Raw genomic sequence first — 20,821 nt, 5'->3', positions numbered from 1 at the left:
GACATATCGCTGCTGCGGTTCTACAGCGGCGACGGGATACCGAAGTCGGCCAGATCGTAGGCGGTGACCGTGGTGTCCGATACGGCGTAGAGCACGTCGCCGATGCGCACGGTGCGGATCACCGGCTCGTCGGTGGCGATGGAGCCCAGTTCGGTGATGCCGTCGGGCCCGACCCGCAGCAGTTTCAGCGTCTGGCCGTAATGCCAGGTGCCGGTCTGGTCGTATCCACTGGCCTGAACCGGCAGGACCAGCAAGCCGTCCTCGGGTGAGAAGAGCACCGCGTGATGGTCGAATTGCGCCTGGCTCCAGGACCATTGGCCGTCCTCGTCGAGGAACTGCCGGTCGACCTGGATGGGGTTGGCCGGGTCGGTGACGTCGAACAGCGAGGCGTGCACATGGTTGCGCCAGGTGCCGGCCTCCTGCTCCTGGCCGATGCCCAGGAGCAGTCCGTCGCCGACGGGCTGCAGGTAGTTGGAGAAGCCGGGGATCACCAGCTCACCGCGCACCACCGGGGCCGTCGGATCGCTGAGGTCGATCGCGAACAGCGGGTCGGTCCGCAGGAAGGTGACCAGATAGGCCATGTCCCCGATGAAGCGCACCGCGTACAGCTGCTCGCCGGGCGCCAGCCCGGTCACCTTGCCGACCTCGGCCAGGGTGGCGGCGTCGAGCACGTAGACGCCGTTGTCGTTGCGCGAGCTCCACACCCCGCCGGCCCAGGAGTTCGACGTGGTGTGGGTGGCCACCCGCAGGTGCCCGTCGTATTCGTCGAGCGCGAACTGATTGATCAGGGTGCCGGCCACCACGGCGCCGGCCTGCCATGTCACCGAGGTACCCGCAACGGCGAAACGGTCCAGGCGGGTATCACTGGCGGATCCGGAGTCGGTGTAGGTGTAGTGCGAGGACGCGATATAGAGCGCGTCTCGGGTCATGTAGACGGTCTCGCCGCTGGCTTCCACCATCGCGGTCGACCCGTCGGCGCCGGCAGTCGCGCCGAGCGTATGCCCGGAGTCGATGGACACCACCGTCACCAGCGACTGGTTGACCTTCTCCTTCGGCCGAACGATCTTGCCGGCCTTGGTGAGCACGCCGAGGTCGACGAGGTTGCCGGCCGCGTCGACGCTGTAGGCGTGCGGCAGTGAGGTGCTGACGATCGTGGCGGCCACCCGCGCGGAGTACTCGTCCCACGTTTCGTAGGTCCGGTTGGCGGCGATGGTCGGGTTGCCCCACCGGATCATCAGATCGGTGACCCCGGCGGGCCCGGCGGTCACCGGGATGCCCTTGACCGGGGTGTCGGTGTAGAGCGGTTCAGGCAGCTTGATCGTGGCGTCGAGCACCAGGTGCACCACACCGTCGACGGCCCGCGAATCCCGGTAGGCGCCATCGAAAACTCGCCGGGTGACCGCCGTGGGCGCCGTCGGGTCGGTGATGTCGTAGACGGTCACGGTGGTCTGCGGATTCCACTGGCCCCACGGCGAGAACGGACCGGCCGGCTTGGCGTAGAGCACGCAGCAGCCGCCGTAGCCGGACTGGGTGATGACCGTCAACCGGTTGCCGGACAGGTACTGGCCGACGACGGAGCCGGACAGGCTGACGGTGGACACCACGGTGGTGTCGGTGCCGATGATCTTCAGCTCACCGTTGCGGGCCACATACAGGTAGTGCCCGTCGGTTTCGACGAAGTCGGCCTCGTCGACCCCGTCGACCTGGGTGTTGGTGTCGGAGACGGGAACGGGGACACCGTTGGCCTTGAGGTACATGACATCGAACAGCCACGGGTAGCCGTAGTCGTAGACCGGGACGGTCTGGCCGAACAGTCCCTCGTAGCGCTGCTTGGCCAGGGCGAGCAGATACTCCCGCAACTCCTGCTGGGTGAAGTAGGTGGCGGTGTCGGGTAGCGACAAACCGCGACGCACCAGCAACAGTGCGCCCTGCAGAAACTCGGTGACCGGGCTCGCGGGCAGCCCGTCCAGGCGGTTGGCCGCGATGTCGATCAGGCGGGCGAACTCGGTCTTGAGCGCGATCATCTGGTCGGGTACGGGCACGCCGGCCTGCTCCGCCGGACGTGCAGACCGGGCCGCCGGAGCCCGGGTGACCGCGGATTGTGTTGCGGCCGTCGCTGTTTCGGCGGGTTCGTCGGCGGCAGCGCTGAACAGGGGGATCCGCCGGGCCGGGGCGGCGGCCTTGGGCCGCGTCACCGCGGCGGCCCGTGGGCTGCCGGCCGCACTGCTGGTATGGGCGGATGTGCTGCCGCGGGGGGCGTGCCGGCCGGCCGAACCGCGGGCCGTCGACCCGGTGTCGCTGCTCGCCCCGGTGGACGCCGACGATGTGTCGTCGTCGGCCGAGGCGACGCCGAGCGCTTGCGGCCCCGCCAGGGACAGTCCCAGCGCGAAGGCGGCCGCGCCTACCCGAGCACCATGTTTTCCGGCCAAGACCCCAACCCTTGTTCGTCCTCGTCGTTCACAGCGAGCTCACACTATCTGCACAGGACGGCCCGCAGTGGGGTTTGCTGGTTACTTCTCGGCGTCGATCATGCGACCAGCGTGGTGATGCCCAACGCAACCACACACAGCACCACCACCGCGGTCGTGAGGCCATAACCGATGGTCGCGGCACGACCCATTGCGAAGCGGCCCATCAGGGAGTGGTCCCGGCCGAGCCCGATCATCGCGATGAGCAGCGGTATCAGCAACACCGCGTTGAGCACCTGGGTGCCGACCAGGATGGCGATCAGCGGGACGTTCGGTGCCAGCACGATCGCCGCGCCGATGAAGGTCACGATGCCGTAGGTCATGTAGAAGGTGCGGGCGTCGCGGTACGGGTCGTCGATGGCGGCTTCGAGACCGGCGTACTCGCACACCGAGTACGCCGTGGACAGCGGCAGGATCGAGGCCGCCAGGAACGCCGCACCGATCAGACCGATGGCGAACAGTGTCGAGGCGGCCTCTCCGGCCAGCGGTTGCAGGGCGATCGCGGCGTCAGCGGCGTCGGTGATGCTGCGGCCGTCGCGGTGCAGGGTGGCCGCACACGCCACCACCACGAAGAAGCCGATGACTCCGGTGAGCACCGCGCCGGTCACCACGTCGATGCGCTCGGCGGGCAGGTCCTCGGTTCGCAACTTCTTGTCGACGGCGTAGGACTGCATGAACGACAGGCCCCACGGTGCCAGCGTGGTGCCCAGCGTGGCGGTGACGATGGCGATGGCCTGACCGGTCATCGGCATGGTGGGCACCAGAGTGCCGTGCAGGGCCGCACCCCAGTCCGGCTTGGCCAGGAATCCGGAGGCGACATACGCCAGGAACACCGTGGACAGCAGCAGCAGGAACCGCTCGACCCGGTGGAAGCTGCCCCGCAGCACGAGCAGCGAGACGATCACCCCCGCAGCCGGAACGCTGACGTAGCGGCTGATACCGAACAGCTCGAAACCTGCTGCGATGCCGGCGAATTCAGCGCAGGTGGTGCCGATGTTGGCGATCACCAGCGCGGCGAGCACGGCCCCGCCGATCGCGACGCCGTAGCGCTGGCGCACCAACCCGATCAGGCCCTGCCCGGTGACCACACCCATGCGCGCGGCCAGGGTGTGGAAGACCACGAGGGCCACGGTGGACAGCAGCAGCACCCACAGCAATTGGTAGCCGTGGTCGGCGCCGAGAACCGAGTAGGTGGTGATACCGGCCGGGTCGTCGTCGGACAACCCGGCCAGCAGACCCGGCCCGACAACGGCGAGCAGCGCGGCCAGCCGGGTGCGGTTCCCCCCCGGTGCGCTCACGCGGTCGGCCCCCCGACATGGTGACGACGCCGCGGCCACACCCGAAACCGCAGGAAGGGACGCCCGCGCAACGCGGGTGCACGGGCCAGCAGTTCCCGCCATCGGCCGGCGTGCTCGGCGGGCATGGCCGCCACGATCCGGGCCGCCGCCGGGTCGGGCATGGCGCGCAGCACCCGCTCACCGACCGCGGGGTGCGCGGCACGCACCACATCGGCGGCCACACCCGGCCCCTTCGTGGTGAGAATCTCGGCAGCCGACTCGGTGTCCAGCCTGCTGACCAGGTTCGCCAGCGCGCGGGGATCCAGGCGGTGCACCGCCGAGCGGGGGGTGGCGAGTTGCACGGTGTGACCGCGCTCGGAGGCCAGGTGCAGATCCGACCAGGCGATGATGTCTTCGCGGTGCCGGTCGAACGTCGGGAAGCGCAGCCGCTGCATCACCGCGCCGAAACCCACTTCGACACCGACCAATTCGAGGTGACCGTCGGTGGTACGGGTCAGCACCACATCGGCCACCCGGGCCAGGCGCTGACCCACCACGTCGACGACCTGGGTGTCGAGGACGTCGCGCACCAGCAGGATCTCCCGCTCGCCGAGCGCAGCGGACAGGTCCTCGACGGCGTAGCGCGCGGCGCCGGCGGCATCGAGGGCCAGCACCAGCTGGTGATGGCCGAGGCTGGCCACCTGATCCCACGGCACGACGAGCTGTGTCGTACGGCCGGATCTGATCACCAGCCGGTCGACGAGATGCGGGCCGGTCTCCTCGACCAGATCGGCCGTCAGGTCGGCGAGCCGGCCGACGATGCGGCCGTCCCCGGTGACCACGTCCTGGCCGGCGAGCCGGCTGAGCAACAGCACAGTCGCAGCATGCCGCATTCGGCCGCTGCCGCCGGGCAGACCCGGTGTAATCGATGGATGCGCGCGCTACGGATGGTGGGGTTTCAGCAGGATCCGCAACTGGTCGAGGTCGCCGACCCGCAGCCCGGGCCGGGCGAGGTCGTGGTCAAAGTCGGTGCGGCCGGGGCCTGCCACTCCGACCTGCACATCCTCTACGAGTTCGACGCCGGCCTGGTGCCGTGGCAGCTGCCGTTCACCCTGGGGCATGAGAACGCCGGATGGGTGCATGCGATCGGCGCGGGGGTGAGCGGGGTTGCCGTCGGTGATGCCGTCGCCGTCTACGGGCCGTGGGGGTGCGGCACCTGCGCGCACTGCGCCGTCGGTGTCGAGAACTACTGCGAGCGCGCCGCGGCCGCGGGCGGCGGCGGCCTTGGCCTGGACGGCGGGATGGCCGACTTCCTGCTGGTGCCCCACGAACGGTTCTGCGTTCCGCTGCCCGACGGCTTGGACCCGGTCACCGCAGCGCCGTTGACCGACGCGGGCCTGACCTCCTATCACGCCATCCGGCGGTCCTGGTCCAAGCTCACCCCGGACGCCACGGTGGTGCTGATCGGTGTGGGCGGGCTGGGACATGTTGCGGTACAGATCGCGCGGGCGACCACCGCAGCGCAGGTGATCGCCGTCGACGTCAAACCGGAAGCTCTCGAGTTGGCCGCCAAGGTCGGCGCCCACCACACGCTGGTGTCGGATGAGACTGCCGCAGCAGCGATTCGGGATCTCACCGGCGGCCGGGGCGCCGATGTGCTGATCGACTTCGTCGGCGTGACCCCGACGATGAACCTGGCCCGTAGTGCGGCACGGACCATGGCCGACGTGACAATCGTCGGGATCGGCGGCGGCGAGATTCCGGTGTCGTACTTCTCCCAGCCCTACGAGGTGAGCATCACCGCCACCTACTGGGGAACCCGGCCCGAACTCGTCGAACTGCTGGCGGTGGCCGCACGCGGTGACGTCGGCGTCGAGTCCACCACCTATTCGCTGGACGACGCCGTGACCGCCTACCACGATCTGCACGAGAGCCGGATCACCGGACGGGCGGTCATCGTTCCGTGACAACTGATTGAGCGTTGATTAATGCAGTTGCATCAAGTTATGCTCGCGCCGCCTTAACGCAGCGAAGCAGAGGATGACCTGATGTGGGATTTCGAGACCGACCCGGAGTACCAGAACAAGCTCGACTGGGTCGAGGAGTTCATGCGCAACGAACTCGAGCCGTTGGACTTCGCCCCACTGGACCCGTACGAGAAGAAGAACCCGCAGGTGCTCGAGGTGCTGCGGCCGCTGCAGCAGCAGGTCAAGGAGCAGGGCTTGTGGGCTGCGCACCTGAGCCCCGACCTGGGCGGGCAGGGCTACGGCCAGGTCAAACTGGCCTTGCTGAACGAGATCGTCGGCCGCTCCCGTTGGGCCCCATCGGTTTTCGGCTCCCAGGCGCCGGACTCCGGCAACGCCGAGATCCTGGCCCTGTTCGGCACCGAGGCGCAGAAGCAGCGCTACCTGCAGCCGTTGCTCGACGGTGAGATCTCGTCGTGCTATTCGATGACCGAACCACAGGGCGGCTCTGACCCCGGCCTGTTCACCACCCGCGCGCAGCGTGACGGGGACTCCTGGGTGATCAACGGCGAGAAGTGGTTCTCCTCCAATGCCCGCAATGCGGATTTCTTCATCGTGATGGCGGTGACCAACCCGGAGGCCCGCACGCACCAGAAGATGTCGCTGTTCATCGTGCCCGCCGAGACCCCGGGCATCGAGGTGATCCGGCACGTCGGTGTGGGTGGGGAGTCCGACGAGCGGGCCGGCCACGGCTACATCCGCTACAACGACGTGCGGGTGCCCGCCGACCACGTGCTCGGCGGTGAGGGCCAGGCCTTCGCGATCGCTCAGACCCGTCTCGGCGGGGGCCGCGTTCATCACGCGATGCGCACGATTGCGTTGGCGCGCCGCGCTTTCGACATGATGTGCGAGCGGGCGGTATCGCGGCAGACCCGCAGCGGCCCGCTCGGCGACTACCAGATGACCCAGGAGAAGATCGCCGACAGCTGGATTCAGATCGAGCAGTTCCGGCTGCTGGTGCTGCGCACCGCGTGGAAGATCGACAAGTACCACGACTACCAGAAGGTGCGCCGCGACATCGCGGCGGTGAAAGTCACGATGCCGCAAGTGCTTCACGACGTGGTGCAGCGGGCCATGCATCTGCACGGTGCGCTCGGGGTGTCCGACGAGATGCCGTTCGTCAAGATGATGGTGGCTGCCCAGTCGCTCGCCATCGCCGACGGCCCCACCGAGGTGCACAAGCTGACGGTGGCACGGCGCACCCTCAAGGAGTACGAACCGGTGCACTCGCTGTTCCCGTCCCAGCACATCCCGACCCGGCGGGCGGCGGCGCAGGCCAAGCTGGCCGCCCTGATCGAGCACGAAGTCGCCGAACTCTAGATGGCGCTCGACACCCGTCCCAATCTTGTGGCGGCGGCCGAGACGCTGTTCGCCGAGCGGGGGGTGGATGCGGTCAGCCTGCGTGAGATCGCCAGGGCGGCCGGCACCCGCAATGTGATGGCCGTGCAGTACCACTTCACCGATCGGGCCGGGGTGCTGGCGGCCATCGCCGCCAAGCATCTGCCGGAGGTCGACGCTCGCCGCAATGCGCTGCTCGACACCGCGGATGCCTCGATGCGGTCGATGGCCGCCGCGCTGGTGCGGCCGCTGGCGGCCAAACTCGACGACCCCGACGGCGGCCCGGCGTTCCTGCGCATCCACGCCGACCTGTTGAACCGGCCGGTGCCGGCGTTCGATTTCACGGGTGGTCCGGGCAGCAGCATGCAGCGCTGGCGCGATGCGGTGGAGCCGCTACTCGATCCGGTGGCAGTGGCGCTGCACACCCGGCTGGCCGCACTGATCTACACCGCCGTCGAACTGGGCAGGCGCGCCGCGTCCGCACCGCACACCGATGACCGGCTGTTCACCAGCCATCTGATCGACACGGTGGCCGCGATGCTGGCCGGTGCGCCGTCAGCCGAGACCAGGGAGCTGGCCGGGGAGCGTCAGGCGCGCCGCGCCCGCCGCGCGCGTGCCGTTCGCGGTTAGGGCAGAAGGCCTTTGAGTGCGGCGCGGGTGTCGGCGGCCTCATCAGGGGTCGCTGCGACTTCCACCGCCGCGAAGTCGGTGACCCCGATATCGGCCAGCGCCGCCACCCGGTCCTGCACCTCCGAGGCGGTGCCGATGATCGCGATCTCGGCCGGACCCGCCACACCTTCCCGGTCCAGCATCGCGCGATAGCTCGGCAGCGAGCCGTATACCGAGAACTCCTCGGCGGCCCGCGCGGTGGCTGAATCGATGTCCTTGGTGACGCAGACCGGCAGTGCGGCGATGACGCGCGGAGCCGGCCGGCCGAACTCTTCGGCTGCCCGGTTGATGGTCGGGATGGTGTGCCCGGCCAGGGTGGCCGGGCCGGTGCACCAGGTCAGGGTGCCGTCGGCCAGGGCCGCGGTGACGCGCAGCATCTGCTCGCCGAGCGCGGCGACCACCACACCGAAACCGTCGGAACCCTTGGCGCTGACGGTGGCGTGCACGCGGTACACCTCGCCGTCGAGGTTGGCCGGTTCGTTGTGCGCCAGCGGCATCAGCACCTTCAGGTACTCGCGCATGTGGCGCACCGGCTTGTCGTAGCTCAGCCCGAACAGATCCTCGATGACGAGTTTGTGGCTCAGGCCGATGCCCAGGGTCAGGCGATTGCCGGTCGCGGCGTTCACCGTGTGGGCCTGCTGGGCCAGGGCGTGCGGATGGCGCGGGAAGGTGGGCACCACCGAGGTACCGAGTTCGATGCGGGGCACCTTGATGCCCACCACGGCCAGCGCGGTCAGGGCGTCGTGGCCGAAGATGTGGGGCGCCCAGAAGGAGTCGAAGCCGTCGCGCTCGGCTGAGGCCGCCTCGGCCACCACATCGTCGAGTGTTCCGGTGTTGACGGCGCCGCCGAAGATTCCGTACTTCATCCGGTGACGGTACCGCGCCGGTTCAGGTGCGCGGCAGGGCCAGTCCCTCTTGGGCCAGGGTGGCGGTCAGCACGCCATCGGCGTCGTAGAGACCGCCGGTCATCAGGCCGCGTCCGCGCGCCGCCGCCGGCGACCGCGATTCCAGCAGATTCCACCGGTCGGCCCGGATCGGCCGGTGAAACCACACCGAGGAGTCGGTGGTGGCGGTGCGGTGGCTGCGGTCGACCATCGAGTGGCCGTGGACCTGCAGGACCGGGTCGATCCCGTAGATATCGGTGACGTAGACCGCGGCGCAGGCGTGGACCAGTGGATCCGCCGGCATCGGCACGGTGATCCGCCACCACAGCCGGCGCACGAATTCCCCTGTGCTCCAGTCATCTTCGGACCGGATGTCGATCTCGTCCAACGGCAGCGACGGCGCCGGGCCCAGCGGGCCGTTGGCCGCCAGGGCCTCCGGGTTCCCGGCGGTGATGCGGTGCGCATGTTCGGGGCCGTCGACGGTCGCCGAGAACGAGGCGGTCACGGTGACCAGTAGCCGGCCGTCCTGGCGGGCCAGCACCCGCCGAGACGCCGAGGTGCGGCCGTCATAGACCCGCTCCACCTGGTAGTCGACGGGGGCGCCGGCATCGGCGCCGCGCAGGAACTGGACGTGCAGGCTGGTCGGTGCCAGTCCGGGGTTGAGCGTGTGACAGGCGGCGGCCAGGGCCTGCGCGGCCAGATGCCCGCCGTAGGCGCGTTTGTCGGGCGGTCCGGCGGCCGCCCCGGTGAACAGGTCGTCGGCCGACGTCTCGGGTGTGACATCGAGTAAGTCCGGCAGCACATGGGTCATGTTGTGACCGTGCCGGATTCGACCAGATCGGCGATCTGCGCCGGGCTCAGCCCCAGGCACTCGGACAGGACGGCGGCGGTGTCGTCACCCAGCGCCGGTGCCGGTCGGGCCGCGACGTGGGCGCCGTCGACCGACATCGGCAGACCGGGAGCCAGATAGGTGCCGATGCGCGGTTGCTCCAGCGGGGTGAACAGTGGGTTGGCCGTGACACGGGGGTGCTCGGCGACTTCGGCGAAACTCAGGTACCGGTCCCACAGCACCGAGCTGGCCGACAGTGCCTCGGTGACCTCCTCGGCGGTGTGGCTGCGGAACCAGGCGGCGAACAATCCCGACAGCAGGTCACGGTGCTCGTAGCGCTGGCCCTCGTCGGTGAGGTCGGCACCCAGTGCCTCGCCCACGGCGGCAACGGCTTTCGTGGTTCCGGTGAGCTCCGCGAGGTCGCGGAAGTGCCGGGTGGTCAAGGCGACGATCATGAACGACACCCCGTCGCTGCTGGTGAAGTTCTGCCCATACTGGCCGAAGAGGTTGTTGCCCAGCCGCGGCCGCTCGGTGCCGTTGACCATCACCTCGGTGAGGAAGCCGAGATTGGCGGCGGTGGCCAGGGCGACATCGTCCAGCGGTAGCCGGATGGCGCTGCCCTGCCCGGTGGTGTCGCGGCGGCGCAGCGCGGTCAGGACCGCCAGTGCCGCGTAGAGCCCGCAGCTGACATCCCAGGCGGGCAGCACATGATTGATCGGACCGCGGTGTTCGGCCGGCCCGGTGACCAGCGGGAAGCCGGTGGCGGCGTTGACGGTGTAGTCCACTCCGGTGGATCCGTCGGCGCGGCCCACGACTTCCAGGTGGATCAGGTCGGGCCGCTGCGCACTCAGCGTCTCGTAGGAATGCCACTGGCGGCCAGCGACATTCGTGATGAGGATGCCGCTGTCCACGATGAGCGACGCCACCAGACACTGACCCTCGGGCGAGCGCATATCGACGGCGACCGAGCGTTTACCCTTGTTCAACCCGGCCCAGTAGATACTGTCCCCGGCGTCGGTCAGCGGCCAGCGGTGATAGTCGGCCGCCCCGCCCACGGGGTCGACCCGGATCACGTCGGCACCGAGTTGGGCCAGCGTCATGCCGGCCAGCGGCACGGCCACGAAGCTGGAGATCTCGACGATGCGGACGCCGGCCAGCGGGAGGTCGGGTGATGCGCTCACCCGATGAGTATGGCGGGCGCCGGGCTAGGCCACGGCGACCGGTACGCCCAGGCAGATCAGCGTGAGCATCAGCAGGAACCAGCCCGCTGCCTGCCAGATGGGCCAGGCTCCCTCGCCCTTCCACACCCGGTAGGTCTGGACCAGCGCCCCGACGCCGCCGCCGAACAGGCTCACCGGGACCAGGATGCCGGCGATCAGCGAGTGCCAGGCGACCGCGGCTGCGAACGCCACCCCGGCCACCGCGACGACGCTGACCACATAGGTCACCGCCGACCGGAACATGGCCGGGTCGTGCCAGCGCTTCTCGACATCGTTACTGGACATGGTCATCTCGTTCCCAGCTTAGGCCGCGATAAACGGGGTTGGCAGCCTGCCCGCCGGGGTAGTCGGGCTGACATGACGCACCCGACAGACGAGAACAGCGAAGACGTCGCATCCGACGAGCACGTCGCCTCCTCGCGGGCAGGCAAGCACGGTGACAGCGGTACCTATGTCGGTGCGACCGGACCCGACGACGACTTCGACGCCGGCCAGACGGGTGCGGAGGCACGCGCCGAGCGCGGCGGGCGGTGAGAGGATCGGGCCATGCGTCTGCTGCTGCTGGCCGACACCCACATCCCCAAACGGGCCAGGGATCTTCCCGGACCGGTCTGGGACGAGGTGGGACGCTGCGACGTCGTCATACACGCCGGTGACTGGATCGATGTGGAGCTTTTCGACGAGCTCTCCGACCGCTCACAGCGGTTGGTCGCCTGCTGGGGCAACAATGACGGCCCGGTGCTGCGGGAACGGCTGCCAGAACGCGCCGACGTGACCCTCGACGGGGTGCGGTTCACTGTGGTTCACGAAACCGGTGCGGCCTCAGGCCGGGAGGCCCGGATGGCCCAGCTCTATCCCGACACCGACGTGCTGGTGTTCGGGCACAGCCACATCCCCTGGGACACCACCGCGCGTACCGGTCTGCGGTTGTTGAATCCGGGCTCGCCCACCGACCGTCGCCGCCAGCCGTTCTGCACCTACATGACCGCCGTCACGGGTGCGGGCAGCCTGCGTGAGGTCCGGCTGCACCAGATCGAGAAGCATTAGCTCTGTTACAGAGGTATTCTTGGGTGTGGACACCCGCACCGACCTGGTCACCGACCTGTTCCGGACGGTGGGCCGGTTTCGGCGCACGCTGCGCCGGTCGGCAGGCAGCCCGTTCGCCGCACCCGGTCTCACCGAGTCCCAAGCCGAACTGCTGCGCCTGATCGGCCGCCAGCCCGGCATCTCGGTGAGCGAGGCCGCCACCGAACTGGCCCTGGCACCCAACACTGCGTCCACCCTGGTCTCGAAGTTGTCGGCCGACGGGTTGCTGGTTCGCACGCCCGATCCGGCGGACCGGCGGGTGGGCCGACTGGCGCTGACCGAGCCGGCCCAGCACCTCGCCGACGCGTCGCGCGCCGCCCGTCGTGCCGCGCTGGCCGAGGCGCTCGAGCAGTTGGACCACGAGGACGCGCAGGCCCTGACCGCCGGGCTTCGGGTGCTCGCCCAGATCACCGACACCCTGCAGGAGAAGCGATCATGACCACACCCGCCATCGACTGCCGGCACCTGACCCATCGCTACGGCGACTTCACCGCGGTAGACGACTTCTCGCTGGAGGTGCACAGCGGCGAGACGCTCGGGCTACTCGGGCCCAATGGCGCGGGCAAGACCACCGTCGTCCGGCTGTTGACCACCCTGACCCCGATCCAGCGGGGTGACGTCCACATCTTCGGCCTCGACGCCCGCCGGGACACCATGGACATCCGCTACAACCTTGGCTATGTGCCCCAACAACTTTCCATCGAACCCGCGCTGACCGGCAAACAGAACGTCGAATGGTTCGCCCGCCTCTACGACGTGCCACGGTCCAGGCGCGCTGAGCGGGTACGCGAAGCGCTGGAGGCCATGCAGCTCGCCGAGGTGGCCGACCGGCTGGCGGGCACATACTCCGGCGGTATGGTGCGCCGCCTCGAATTGGCTCAGGCGTTGGTCACCCGCCCCTCCCTGCTGATTCTCGACGAGCCCACCGTGGGCCTGGATCCGATTGCGCGCGACGGGGTGTGGTCGCAGGTGCAGCAGATGAAGCGGGACTTCGGGATGACGGTCCTGTTGACCACGCACTACATGGAGGAAGCCGACATGCTGTGCGATCGGGTGGCCTTGATGCACCACGGTTCGCTGCGGGCGGTCGGAACCCCGGCCGAACTCAAGGGCAAGGTCGGGCCGGCGGCCACGCTGGAAGATGTGTTCCGCCATTACGCCGGTTCGGATCTCGCCGAGGACACTGCGCGCGCCGGGCTGGGCGAGATCCGGGCGGGACGGAAGGCGGCACGTCATGCCGGTTGATTCGGTGACCTCCCCCGGCATGCTGCGCGCACCCCACGGATGGCGTCGGGCCCGCAGCCTGGCGGTCCGCATGGAGACGTTCGCGTGGGTGGAGTTGCAGAAGCTGCGCCACGACCGCACCGAGCTGTTCACCCGGCTGGTGCAGCCGGCCCTGTGGCTGCTGATCTTCGGCACGACGTTCAACCGGTTGCACGTCATCGACACCGGGTCGGTGCCGTACCTGGCCTTCCTGGCTCCGGGCATCATCGCGCAGTCGGCGCTGTTCATCTCGATCTTCTACGGCATCGCGATCATCTGGGACCGGGACGCGGGGATTCTGGCCAAGCTGATGGTCACCCCCGCGCCGGCCTCGGCATTGGTCACCGGCAAGGCCTTTGCGGCCGGGGTGCGGTCGGTGGCGCAGGTGGTCGGGGTGCTGGCCCTGGCCTATGTCATGGGTATCCACATGACGCACAACCCGCTGTGGATCTTGGCCGCGATGGGGGTGGTGATGCTGGGCTCGGCGTTCTTCGCCTGTCTGTCGATGACACTGGCCGGACTGGTGCGTAACCGGGACCGGCTGATGGGTATCGGTCAGGCGATCACCATGCCGCTGTTCTTCGCCTCCAACGCGTTGTACCCGGTGTCGGTCATGCCGGAGTGGCTGCGGTGGCTGAGTCGGGTGAATCCGCTGAGCTACGAGGTGGATTCACTGCGGCTGCTGCTGGTGGGCATTCCCTCGGCGCATCCGTGGCTGGACATCGCGGTGCTGGTAGTGGCCGCGGTCGTGGGGGTCGCCGCGGCCTCGGCGCTGCTGCGCAGGCTGGTGGCGTAGCTGTAACGCGCAGCCGTCGTGCTGACACCACGATGACATGGCTTCTCCCACATCCTCGGCTGTTCCCGGTTGGTGGCTCACCTTCGTCGCCGGCTTCGTGCCGCTCACCGCCGGTGTCATGACGCTCCTGACCTTCTGGACAGCCGCGGCCAACCCGCAGTCACCCGTGTGGACAGGCTTGGGCCACCTGAACTTTGACTACGAGTCGCTCACCTCGGCGGGGACCGACGCCGACGCATGGCTGAGCCTGCTGGCCTCGGTCGGCGGCGTCAACGTGGCGGCCGCAGCGGTGGCGGTCATCGTCGTCTCGCGGTTCGCGCTACGCGAGGGTCAGCGGTGGGCCTGGTGGTTCCTCGCGTTCTGCCTGGTGTGGGTGGGCATTCACGACGCCGTCATGGCCACCCGGTTCTTCCTGGCGACCGGATCCCCGGTCATGGTGATGCCCTACGCCTACGTGATGCTGATGGCGGCGGGGCTGCTGCGGACCCGCACGGTGTTGCGCGGCGGTGCGTCCGCGGGCTAGAGCCACCAGCGTTCGAGAACCCGCGCCAGACCATCGTCGGTGTTGGGCGCGGTGACCTCATTGGCCGCCGCGATCGCGTCGGGGTGGGCGTTGCCCATGGCCACTCCGTGACCGGCCCAGCGCAGCATCGGCACGTCGTTGGGCATGTCCCCGAAGGCCACCACGTCCTCGGCCGTGATCTCCAGCGGCCGCGCCAGTTCTTCGACGCCGGTGGCCTTGCTGGTCCCGATCGGGTTCACCTCGATTAGGCCGTTGTTGGTCGAGTAGGTGATATCACCTTGGACGCCAATATGTTTGATGAGGATCTCGGCCATATCCGAGCTGCGGGCACCGGCCTTACGGATGAGCAGTTTGACCGCGGGAGCGCTCAGCAGGTCCTCGATGGAGACCTCGGTGTTGTCGGGGTTGAGCCAGGCGTGCTCGTAGCCGGGTGAACTGACGAACTGCGGTGTGGCCGAGTCGTGCGCGCTGCGGCCCACCCGTTCCACCGCCAAACCGACACCGGGAATGACCCGCGTCGCGATCTCGGCCAGTTCACCGAGGACGTCGACCGAGAGGGTGCGAGCCGAGATCACCCGATCCTGATCGGGGTCATAGATCACAGCACCGTTGGCGCACACCGCCATCGGCGCGAACCCGAGCGCCTCGACAATGGGCGGGATCCAGCGCGGCGGCCGGCCGGTCGCGAGCACGAACTGGGCACCGGAGGCCACCGCGGCCTGCACCACGTTGCGGGTCCGGTCGGTGACGCGCTCGTTGTCGTCGAGCAGGGTGCCGTCGACGTCGGTGGCGATCAGAGCGGGCAGCATCAGTGGCGCTCCTTGGCCCGACGGGCCCGCTCGGCGAGTTCGATCTCGTCGAGTCGCCTGGCCTCGTCCAGCGTCGGAGCGCCGCCACCCAGGCTCTGCGGCACCCACCACTGGCCCTCGGGGTGCGGGTAGGCCAGTTGCACGTCCCGCAGCAAGGCGCTCATCCGGTCCTTGAGCGCGGCATCAAGCTCGGTCACCGATCCGACGGGGAGCAGCGCGGCACCGTACCGAACGATAAAGGGAATCTTGTTGCGGCCCAACTGCTTAGGGTGATCCTTGGTCCAGACCCGGTGCGCGCCCCAGACGATGCAGGGGATGATCGGGACGTGGGCCTCCAACGCCATCCGCGCCGCCCCGTTCTTGAAATCCTTGAGCTCGAAGGCCCGGCTGATGGTCGCCTCCGGGTAGACACCCACCAGTTCACCGGCACGTAGTTGGCGCACGGCCTCGGAGTAGGCGTATCCCCCCGCCTGGCGATTGACCGGGATGGCACCGCAGCGGCCGATCAGGTAGTTGACGATCCGCACGTTCTGCATCTCGGCCTTGATCATGAACCGGATACGCCGCTTGCGCTGCTTGGTGCCCAGCGCTGCGGGCAGGAAGTCGATGTAGCTGGTGTGGTTGATCGCGACGACGGCACCGCCGCGCGGCGGGATGTTCTCCAAGCCCTGATAGGTGATCTTGGTCCCGGCCGCCCTGACCGCGTTGCCGGCGATGATCTCCAGAGTGCGGAAGACGGGTTCCATGCCCGCCTACCCCGGCGGTCCTGTCCCGTCGCGCTGCGCACGGCGAGCGGCCTTTTCGGCGGCCTCGGCCGCTTCGAGTTCGGCGGCCTGCGCCGGCGTCGGCGCACCCCCACCCAGCCTGTGGGGCACCCAGAACTCACCCGGCGGGTAAGGACCGTAGGCGTCCTGGACCTGCTCGAGCAGGTGCTGCATGCGGGAGCGCAGCAGTGCGGTCAGCTCGGTGGGTGGCAGCGTCGGCTGGATCGGCTCACCTACCGCGATGGCGATCGGCACCTTCGGCCGCCACATCTTCTTCGGATGATCCTTGGTCCAGATGCGCTGAGCGCCCCACACGATGTGCGGGATGATCGGCACGTCGGCGGCGATGGCCATCCGCGCGGCGCCGGACTTGAACTCCTTGAGCTCGAAGCTGCGGCTGATGGTCGCCTCGGGATAGACACCGACGAGCTCGCCGGCCTTCAGCGCCAGGCACGCCGCGTCGAACGAGGCCGCGCCGCTGTCCCGGTCCACCGGAATGTGGCGCAGGCTGCGCATGATCGGGCCGGTGATCTTGTGGTCGAAGACCTCCTGCTTGGCCATGAAGCGCACCTTGCGACCGCGCTTTTGCAGGTAAGCGGGCAGACCGGCGAAGGTGAAGTCGAAATAGCTGGTGTGGTTGATCGCTACGACGGCACCGCCGGTGACGGGCAGGTTCTCCACACCGGACACGGTGAACTTCAGCCCCTGCGTACGCCAGACCAGGCGGGCGAGCTGAATGACTGTTCCGTAGACCGGCTCCACAGCGGCAAGCCTAGCCGTAGCGGAGGCTGCGGCTAAGCTCGTATCGGGTGCCACGACCATTGGAGAGGGTATACGTGCAGGTCACATGCGTCGGTCACGCCGGCTTTCGGATCGACACCGAGGCAGGAAGCATCCTGTGCGACCCCTGGCTGAACCCGGCGTACTTCGGCTCGTGGTTCGTCTTCCCGGACAACAGCGGCCTGGACTGGGCGGCGATCGGGGACTGCGACTACCTGTACGTCTCGCACCTGCACAAGGACCATTTCGACCCCAAGCTGCTGGCTGCGCACGTCAATAAGGACGCCGTCGTCCTGCTGCCCGATTTCCCGGTGCCCGATCTCAAGCGCGAGTTCGAGAAGCTCGGCTTCCACCGGTTCTACGAGACCACCGACGGCGTCAAGCACCGCATCAGCGGGCCCAAGGGCGACCTGGACGTGATGATCATCGCGCTGCGGGCCCCGGCCGACGGGCCGATCGGTGACTCCGGACTGGTGGTGTCCGACGGCACCACCACGGTGTTCAACATGAACGACTCACGTCCGCTGGCCGTCGACGTCCTGGCCGAGGAGTTCGGCCACATCGACGTGCACATGCTGCAGTACTCCGGGGCGATCTGGTACCCGATGGTCTACGACATGCCCGAGCGGGCCAAAGAATCGTTCGGCACCCAGAAGCGTCAGCGCGGGATGGACCGCTGCCGCCAGTACATCGCCGACACCGGCGCGACGTGGGTGATTCCGTCGGCCGGCCCGCCCTGCTTCCTGGATCCCGAGTTGCGCGATCTCAACGACGATCACGGCGACCCGGCCAACATCTTCCCCGACGAGATGGTGTTCCTGGATCAGATGCGCCAGCACGGCCACACCGGCGGTCTGTTGATGATCCCCGGATCGGTCGCCGATTTCACCGGCTCGCAGTTGAATTCGCTGACGCACCCGATGCCCACCGACGAGGTGGAGGCGATCTTCACCACCGGCAAGGCCGAGTACATCGAGGCGTATGCCGAGCGGATGGCCCCGGTGCTGGCCGCCGAGAAGGCCAGTTGGGCACCGGCCACCGGCGAGCCGTTCCTGGAGCCGCTGCGCGCGCTGTTCGAGCCGATCATGCTGCAGAGCGACCAGATCTGCGACGGCATCGGCTACCCGGTGGAGCTGCGTATCGGGCCGGAGACAGTGGTACTGGACTTCCCGAAACGTGCGGTGCGCGAACCTATCCCGGATGAGAAGTTCCGCTACGGGTTTGGGATCGCCCCGGAGTTGGTCCGCACCGTGCTGCGCGACCACGAGCCGGACTGGGTCAATACGATCTTCCTGTCGACCCGGTTCCGGGCCTGGCGGGTCGGCGGGTACAACGAATACCTGTACACCTTCTTCAAGTGCCTGACCGACGAGCGGATCGCTTACGCCGACGGCTGGTTCGCCGAAACCCACGATGACACCAGCGATATCACGCTGGACGGCTGGAGCATCCAGCGCCGGTGCCCGCACCTCAAGGCGGATCTGTCCAAGTTCGGCGTGGTGGAGGGCTCGACGCTGACCTGCAATCTGCACGGCTGGCAATGGAATCTGGAGAACGGGAAGTGCCTGACCACCAAGGGCCACGAGATTCGGTGTTCACGAACGTGAGCGGTCCGCCGCGGCAGTACTACGACGACGGTCTGGTGCAGCTGGACCGGCACGCCCTGACGTTGCGGCGCTACCACTTCCCGTCCGGGACCTCGAAAATCATTCCGCTGCAGTCGATCCGGGGCTACAAGGCCGAACCACTGGGCGTCCTCACCCAGCGGTTCCGGTTGTGGGGCAGCTCGGATCTGCGGCGCTGGCTGCCGCTGGACATCTACCGGCCCATCAAGTCCACACTGGTGACGTTGGATATCCCCGGGACCCGTCCGAGTCCGGCCTTCACCCCGGTCAAGCCGCGGGAGTTCCTCGCGGTGCTCGACGAGCTGCTCGAAGGCTAGGGCTCCCTACGGCTCCCAGACCAGCTGGCGCAGTTCGGATGCGGCGTCGCTGGCGGTGTCGTACACCCGCACGATCGCCTCGTCGCCGGTCTTCAGGTAGGTCGTCTCACCGAGCTTGGTGTACTTGGTGGCACCGATGCCGATGAGCACGTTCTTGGGCCGCCCGGCCGCCACCATCAGCGCGCCCACATCCTCCAACGGGGTGTCGGGCGAACCCTTCTGGTTGGCCAGCCGCTCGACGATCCAGTCCAACAGGACCTCGCCGTAGTAGGAGTAGCCCAGCAGCGGGCTGTCGACGCCGTACTCGTGATGTACCCCATCGGCGGTACGCAGATGGCAGAGCAGACGCAGCGTGGCCGTCGGGCCGTCGGGGGTCAGGTCGCTGATATCGAAGAACTCGTGCGCGACGCCCTTGGACGCCGGTCCCCAGTTCTTCTTGTAGCTGATCTTCGGCGCGTTGGGCCGCCGGATCGAGCAGTCGTTGAACGCACCAAGGGCGAAGGGCCGCAACGTGACTACGGTGTCGGCCTCCCACACCACCTCGCAGGCCAGCCCGACCTCGGGCTCGATCTGCAGGTTCAGCGGGCCGTCGGCCTCGGTGGTCTCCGGCACGATCAGCGCGTCGTGCGACAGCGGGAACTCGCCGAGGAAGCTGTCGTGGCCCGGGGCGTACCAGGGGAAGATGCCCTTGGGCGCCGCGCCGACACTGGCCACGTTGACGAAATCGACTGCCTCACCGGCCTGTTCGAGGTGACCGGCGAAGTTGCCTGCGACACCGAAGCCGAACCAGCCGCGCAGCTCGTCGAGGTCGAGTTCGATCACGGTTGCAGGACCTCCGTCCCCACATAAGGCACCAGGGCGGCGGGCACGCGCACGCTGCCGTCTGGCTGCTGATGGTTTTCCAGGATCGCGACCAGCCACCGGGTGGTGCCCAGAGTGCCGTTGAGCGTCGCCGCGATCTGCGGCTTGCCGTTCTCATCGCGGTAGCGGGTGGCCAGGCGGCGGGCCTGGAATGTGGTGCAGTTCGACGTCGAGGTCAGCTCGCGATAGGTCTGCTGGGTGGGCACCCACGCCTCGCAGTCGAACTTGCGGGCCGCCGACGAACCCAGATCCCCGGCGGCGACGTCGATCACCCGGTAGGGCACGTCGATGAGCGCGAGCATCTCGCGCTGCCAGCCGAGCAGCCGCTGATGTTCGGCCTCGGCCTCCTCGGGACGGCAGTAGACGAAGCCCTCGACCTTGTCGAACTGGTGCACCCGGATGATGCCGCGGGTGTCCTTGCCGTAGCTGCCTGCCTCGCGGCGGAAGCACGACGACCACCCGGCATACCGCAGCGGACCACCGGACAGGTCGAGGATCTCGTCGGCGTGATAGCCCGCCAGCGGCACCTCCGAGGTACCGACCAGGTACATGTCGTCGGCCTCGAGGTGGTAGATCTCGTCGGCGTGGGCGCCCAGGAAGCCGGTGCCCGCCATTACCTCGGGGCGAACCAGCACGGGCGGGATCATCAGGGTGAAACCGTTGTCGACGGCCACCCGGACGGCCAGTTGCAGCAGGCCCAGCTGGAGCAGGGCGCCGCGGCCGGTCAGGAAGTAGAACCGCGAGCCGGACACCTTGGCGCCGCGTTCCATGTCGATCAGGCCGAGGCGCTCACCCAGTTCCAGGTGGTCCTTCGGGTTCTCGATCACCGGAGGTTCCCCGACGACGTCAAGCACCGCGAAGTCGTCTTCGCCGCCGGCTGGGACGCCCTCGATGATGACGTTGCCGATCGCCATGTGCGCGGCGGTGAACGCCGCCTCCGCCTGGGCTTGCTCGGCTTCGGCGGTCTTGACTTGGGCGGCAAGCTCTTTGGCCTGCTCGAGCAGGGCGGGCCGGTCCTCCGGGGCGGCGCCGCCGACCTTCTTGCTGGCGGCCTTCTGGTCGGCCCGCAGGGTGTCGGCGGTGGAGATCGCCGCGCGGCGGGCCGAGTCGGCGGTCAGCAGAGCGTCGACGAGACCCGGATCCTCGCCACGGCTGAGCTGGGACCGACGCACGGCATCGGGGTCTTCGCGCAGCAGTTTCAGGTCGATCACGACCTGAACCCTACTTTCGTCGGTCCGACCCCGCGTCAGCCCCTCCGGCTGTCAGGGTGTGGGCCGCACAGCACAAC

At 68.5% G+C, this 20,821-nt stretch carries 23 protein-coding genes; 11 read left to right on the top strand and 12 right to left on the bottom strand.

The genetic code is table 11. The features are described from left to right. Positions 1-20: 20 nt before the first annotated feature. The 3 genes from BN3385_RS03085 to BN3385_RS03075 form a co-directional block, all read right to left on the bottom strand. A complete protein-coding gene (locus BN3385_RS03085; protein ID WP_059014927.1) occupies positions 21-2,429 on the bottom strand; it encodes a beta-propeller domain-containing protein in 2,409 nt (802 codons plus the stop codon). A 98-nt stretch (positions 2,430-2,527) separates the two neighbouring features. Then, complete coding sequence (locus BN3385_RS03080; RefSeq protein WP_059014925.1) at positions 2,528-3,766, bottom strand: NRAMP family divalent metal transporter; 1,239 nt, start codon at positions 3,764-3,766, stop codon at positions 2,528-2,530. Then, positions 3,763-4,620, bottom strand: a complete 858-nt coding sequence (locus tag BN3385_RS03075; protein WP_059016323.1) for a PRC-barrel domain-containing protein — start codon at positions 4,618-4,620, stop codon at positions 3,763-3,765. Before BN3385_RS03075 ends, BN3385_RS03080 begins: the two co-directional genes overlap by 4 nt. A 57-nt stretch (positions 4,621-4,677) precedes the next feature. Between BN3385_RS03075 and BN3385_RS03070 the strand changes: the two genes are divergently transcribed. From BN3385_RS03070 to BN3385_RS03060, 3 genes are all read left to right on the top strand, one after another. Then, positions 4,678-5,712: an NAD(P)-dependent alcohol dehydrogenase gene (locus BN3385_RS03070; RefSeq protein WP_059014923.1), complete on the top strand. Its 1,035-nt coding sequence runs from the start codon at positions 4,678-4,680 to the stop codon at positions 5,710-5,712. An 81-nt stretch (positions 5,713-5,793) separates the two neighbouring features. Beyond that, a complete protein-coding gene (locus tag BN3385_RS03065; protein ID WP_059014921.1) occupies positions 5,794-7,089 on the top strand; it encodes an acyl-CoA dehydrogenase family protein in 1,296 nt (431 codons plus the stop codon). Further along, on the top strand, positions 7,090-7,737 hold the full coding sequence (locus tag BN3385_RS03060) for a TetR/AcrR family transcriptional regulator (RefSeq protein ID WP_059014919.1): 648 nt from the start codon (positions 7,090-7,092) through the stop codon (positions 7,735-7,737). Here BN3385_RS03060 and BN3385_RS03055 read toward each other — a convergent pair. From BN3385_RS03055 to BN3385_RS03040, 4 genes are read right to left on the bottom strand one after another with little or no spacing between them, the layout of a single operon-like run. Continuing rightward, positions 7,734-8,642, bottom strand: a complete 909-nt coding sequence (locus tag BN3385_RS03055) for a TIGR03564 family F420-dependent LLM class oxidoreductase (RefSeq protein ID WP_059014917.1) — start codon at positions 8,640-8,642, stop codon at positions 7,734-7,736. The genes BN3385_RS03060 and BN3385_RS03055 overlap by 4 nt on opposite strands. A 22-nt stretch (positions 8,643-8,664) precedes the next feature. Continuing rightward, positions 8,665-9,471, bottom strand: a complete 807-nt coding sequence (locus BN3385_RS03050; RefSeq protein WP_059014915.1) for an acyl-CoA thioesterase — start codon at positions 9,469-9,471, stop codon at positions 8,665-8,667. Then, on the bottom strand, positions 9,468-10,670 hold the full coding sequence (locus BN3385_RS03045; RefSeq protein ID WP_059014913.1) for a CoA transferase: 1,203 nt from the start codon (positions 10,668-10,670) through the stop codon (positions 9,468-9,470). The genes BN3385_RS03050 and BN3385_RS03045 overlap by 4 nt, the downstream gene beginning before the upstream one ends. A 24-nt stretch (positions 10,671-10,694) precedes the next feature. Continuing rightward, complete coding sequence (locus BN3385_RS03040) at positions 10,695-11,000, bottom strand: hypothetical protein (protein WP_059014911.1); 306 nt, start codon at positions 10,998-11,000, stop codon at positions 10,695-10,697. A 66-nt stretch (positions 11,001-11,066) separates the two neighbouring features. On the opposite strand from BN3385_RS03040, the gene BN3385_RS28505 reads away from it, so the two are divergent. From BN3385_RS28505 to BN3385_RS03015, 6 genes are read left to right on the top strand one after another with little or no spacing between them, the layout of a single operon-like run. Then, positions 11,067-11,243, top strand: a complete 177-nt coding sequence (locus BN3385_RS28505; RefSeq protein WP_197415111.1) for a hypothetical protein — start codon at positions 11,067-11,069, stop codon at positions 11,241-11,243. A gap of 12 nt (positions 11,244-11,255) precedes the next feature. Beyond that, positions 11,256-11,756: a metallophosphoesterase family protein gene (locus tag BN3385_RS03035; RefSeq protein ID WP_059014909.1), complete on the top strand. Its 501-nt coding sequence runs from the start codon at positions 11,256-11,258 to the stop codon at positions 11,754-11,756. Between the two features lie 25 nt (positions 11,757-11,781). Beyond that, positions 11,782-12,234, top strand: a complete 453-nt coding sequence (locus tag BN3385_RS03030) for a MarR family winged helix-turn-helix transcriptional regulator (protein ID WP_082690254.1) — start codon at positions 11,782-11,784, stop codon at positions 12,232-12,234. Further along, the gene (locus tag BN3385_RS03025; protein ID WP_059014907.1) at positions 12,231-13,040 is read left to right on the top strand and encodes an ATP-binding cassette domain-containing protein; all 810 of its coding nucleotides are present in this window, start codon (positions 12,231-12,233) and stop codon (positions 13,038-13,040) included. The genes BN3385_RS03030 and BN3385_RS03025 overlap by 4 nt, the downstream gene beginning before the upstream one ends. Beyond that, a complete protein-coding gene (locus tag BN3385_RS03020; protein ID WP_059014905.1) occupies positions 13,030-13,854 on the top strand; it encodes an ABC transporter permease in 825 nt (274 codons plus the stop codon). The genes BN3385_RS03025 and BN3385_RS03020 overlap by 11 nt, the downstream gene beginning before the upstream one ends. 37 nt (positions 13,855-13,891) lie before the next feature. Next, positions 13,892-14,377, top strand: a complete 486-nt coding sequence (locus BN3385_RS03015) for a hypothetical protein (RefSeq protein ID WP_059014903.1) — start codon at positions 13,892-13,894, stop codon at positions 14,375-14,377. Here BN3385_RS03015 and BN3385_RS03010 read toward each other — a convergent pair. Genes BN3385_RS03010 through BN3385_RS03000 form a run of 3 tightly spaced genes read right to left on the bottom strand, consistent with a single transcriptional unit; the run spans position 14,374 to position 16,712 of the window. Beyond that, positions 14,374-15,186 carry a Cof-type HAD-IIB family hydrolase gene (locus BN3385_RS03010; RefSeq protein ID WP_059014902.1) on the bottom strand — a complete coding sequence of 271 codons (813 nt, stop codon included), beginning with the start codon at positions 15,184-15,186 and terminating at the stop codon, positions 14,374-14,376. The genes BN3385_RS03015 and BN3385_RS03010 overlap by 4 nt on opposite strands. Further along, on the bottom strand, positions 15,186-15,932 hold the full coding sequence (locus tag BN3385_RS03005; protein ID WP_059014900.1) for a lysophospholipid acyltransferase family protein: 747 nt from the start codon (positions 15,930-15,932) through the stop codon (positions 15,186-15,188). The genes BN3385_RS03010 and BN3385_RS03005 overlap by 1 nt, the downstream gene beginning before the upstream one ends. Before the next feature lie 6 nt (positions 15,933-15,938). Further along, complete coding sequence (locus BN3385_RS03000; protein WP_059014898.1) at positions 15,939-16,712, bottom strand: lysophospholipid acyltransferase family protein; 774 nt, start codon at positions 16,710-16,712, stop codon at positions 15,939-15,941. Between the two features lie 74 nt (positions 16,713-16,786). Between BN3385_RS03000 and BN3385_RS02995 the strand changes: the two genes are divergently transcribed. Continuing rightward, on the top strand, positions 16,787-18,337 hold the full coding sequence (locus BN3385_RS02995; protein WP_059014895.1) for an MBL fold metallo-hydrolase: 1,551 nt from the start codon (positions 16,787-16,789) through the stop codon (positions 18,335-18,337). Further along, positions 18,334-18,672: a hypothetical protein gene (locus BN3385_RS02990; RefSeq protein WP_059014893.1), complete on the top strand. Its 339-nt coding sequence runs from the start codon at positions 18,334-18,336 to the stop codon at positions 18,670-18,672. Before BN3385_RS02995 ends, BN3385_RS02990 begins: the two co-directional genes overlap by 4 nt. Positions 18,673-18,678: 6 nt before the next feature. Here the strand turns inward: BN3385_RS02990 and BN3385_RS02985 are convergent, their stop codons facing one another. Together BN3385_RS02985 and serS are read right to left on the bottom strand one after the other, a co-directional pair. Then, positions 18,679-19,494: a DUF5718 family protein gene (locus BN3385_RS02985; protein WP_059014891.1), complete on the bottom strand. Its 816-nt coding sequence runs from the start codon at positions 19,492-19,494 to the stop codon at positions 18,679-18,681. Then, the gene (gene serS / locus BN3385_RS02980) at positions 19,491-20,744 is read right to left on the bottom strand and encodes a serine--tRNA ligase (protein ID WP_059014888.1); all 1,254 of its coding nucleotides are present in this window, start codon (positions 20,742-20,744) and stop codon (positions 19,491-19,493) included. The genes BN3385_RS02985 and serS overlap by 4 nt, the downstream gene beginning before the upstream one ends. Positions 20,745-20,821 lie beyond the last annotated feature (77 nt).

The organism is Mycobacterium sp. M26, from assembly GCF_001494595.1.
Taxonomy (GTDB): Bacteria; Actinomycetota; Actinomycetes; order Mycobacteriales; family Mycobacteriaceae; genus Mycobacterium.
The sequence above is the reverse complement of the archived record's forward strand: the minus strand, read 5'-3'. Positions and strand labels throughout refer to the sequence as shown.

Coding starts and splice junctions, on each gene's coding strand:
- BN3385_RS03010 (WP_059014902.1), bottom strand. CDS start 15,186: ATGCTGCCCGCTCTGATCGCCACCGACGTCGACGGCACCCTGCTCGAC.
- BN3385_RS28505 (WP_197415111.1), top strand. CDS start 11,067: ATGACGCACCCGACAGACGAGAACAGCGAAGACGTCGCATCCGACGAG.
- BN3385_RS03020 (WP_059014905.1), top strand. CDS start 13,030: ATGCCGGTTGATTCGGTGACCTCCCCCGGCATGCTGCGCGCACCCCAC.
- BN3385_RS03070 (WP_059014923.1), top strand. CDS start 4,678: ATGCGCGCGCTACGGATGGTGGGGTTTCAGCAGGATCCGCAACTGGTC.
- BN3385_RS03035 (WP_059014909.1), top strand. CDS start 11,256: ATGCGTCTGCTGCTGCTGGCCGACACCCACATCCCCAAACGGGCCAGG.
- BN3385_RS03005 (WP_059014900.1), bottom strand. CDS start 15,932: ATGGAACCCGTCTTCCGCACTCTGGAGATCATCGCCGGCAACGCGGTC.
- BN3385_RS03060 (WP_059014919.1), top strand. CDS start 7,090: ATGGCGCTCGACACCCGTCCCAATCTTGTGGCGGCGGCCGAGACGCTG.
- BN3385_RS03065 (WP_059014921.1), top strand. CDS start 5,794: ATGTGGGATTTCGAGACCGACCCGGAGTACCAGAACAAGCTCGACTGG.
- BN3385_RS03040 (WP_059014911.1), bottom strand. CDS start 11,000: ATGACCATGTCCAGTAACGATGTCGAGAAGCGCTGGCACGACCCGGCC.
- BN3385_RS03025 (WP_059014907.1), top strand. CDS start 12,231: ATGACCACACCCGCCATCGACTGCCGGCACCTGACCCATCGCTACGGC.
- BN3385_RS03050 (WP_059014915.1), bottom strand. CDS start 9,471: ATGACCCATGTGCTGCCGGACTTACTCGATGTCACACCCGAGACGTCG.
- BN3385_RS03055 (WP_059014917.1), bottom strand. CDS start 8,642: ATGAAGTACGGAATCTTCGGCGGCGCCGTCAACACCGGAACACTCGAC.
- BN3385_RS03015 (WP_059014903.1), top strand. CDS start 13,892: ATGGCTTCTCCCACATCCTCGGCTGTTCCCGGTTGGTGGCTCACCTTC.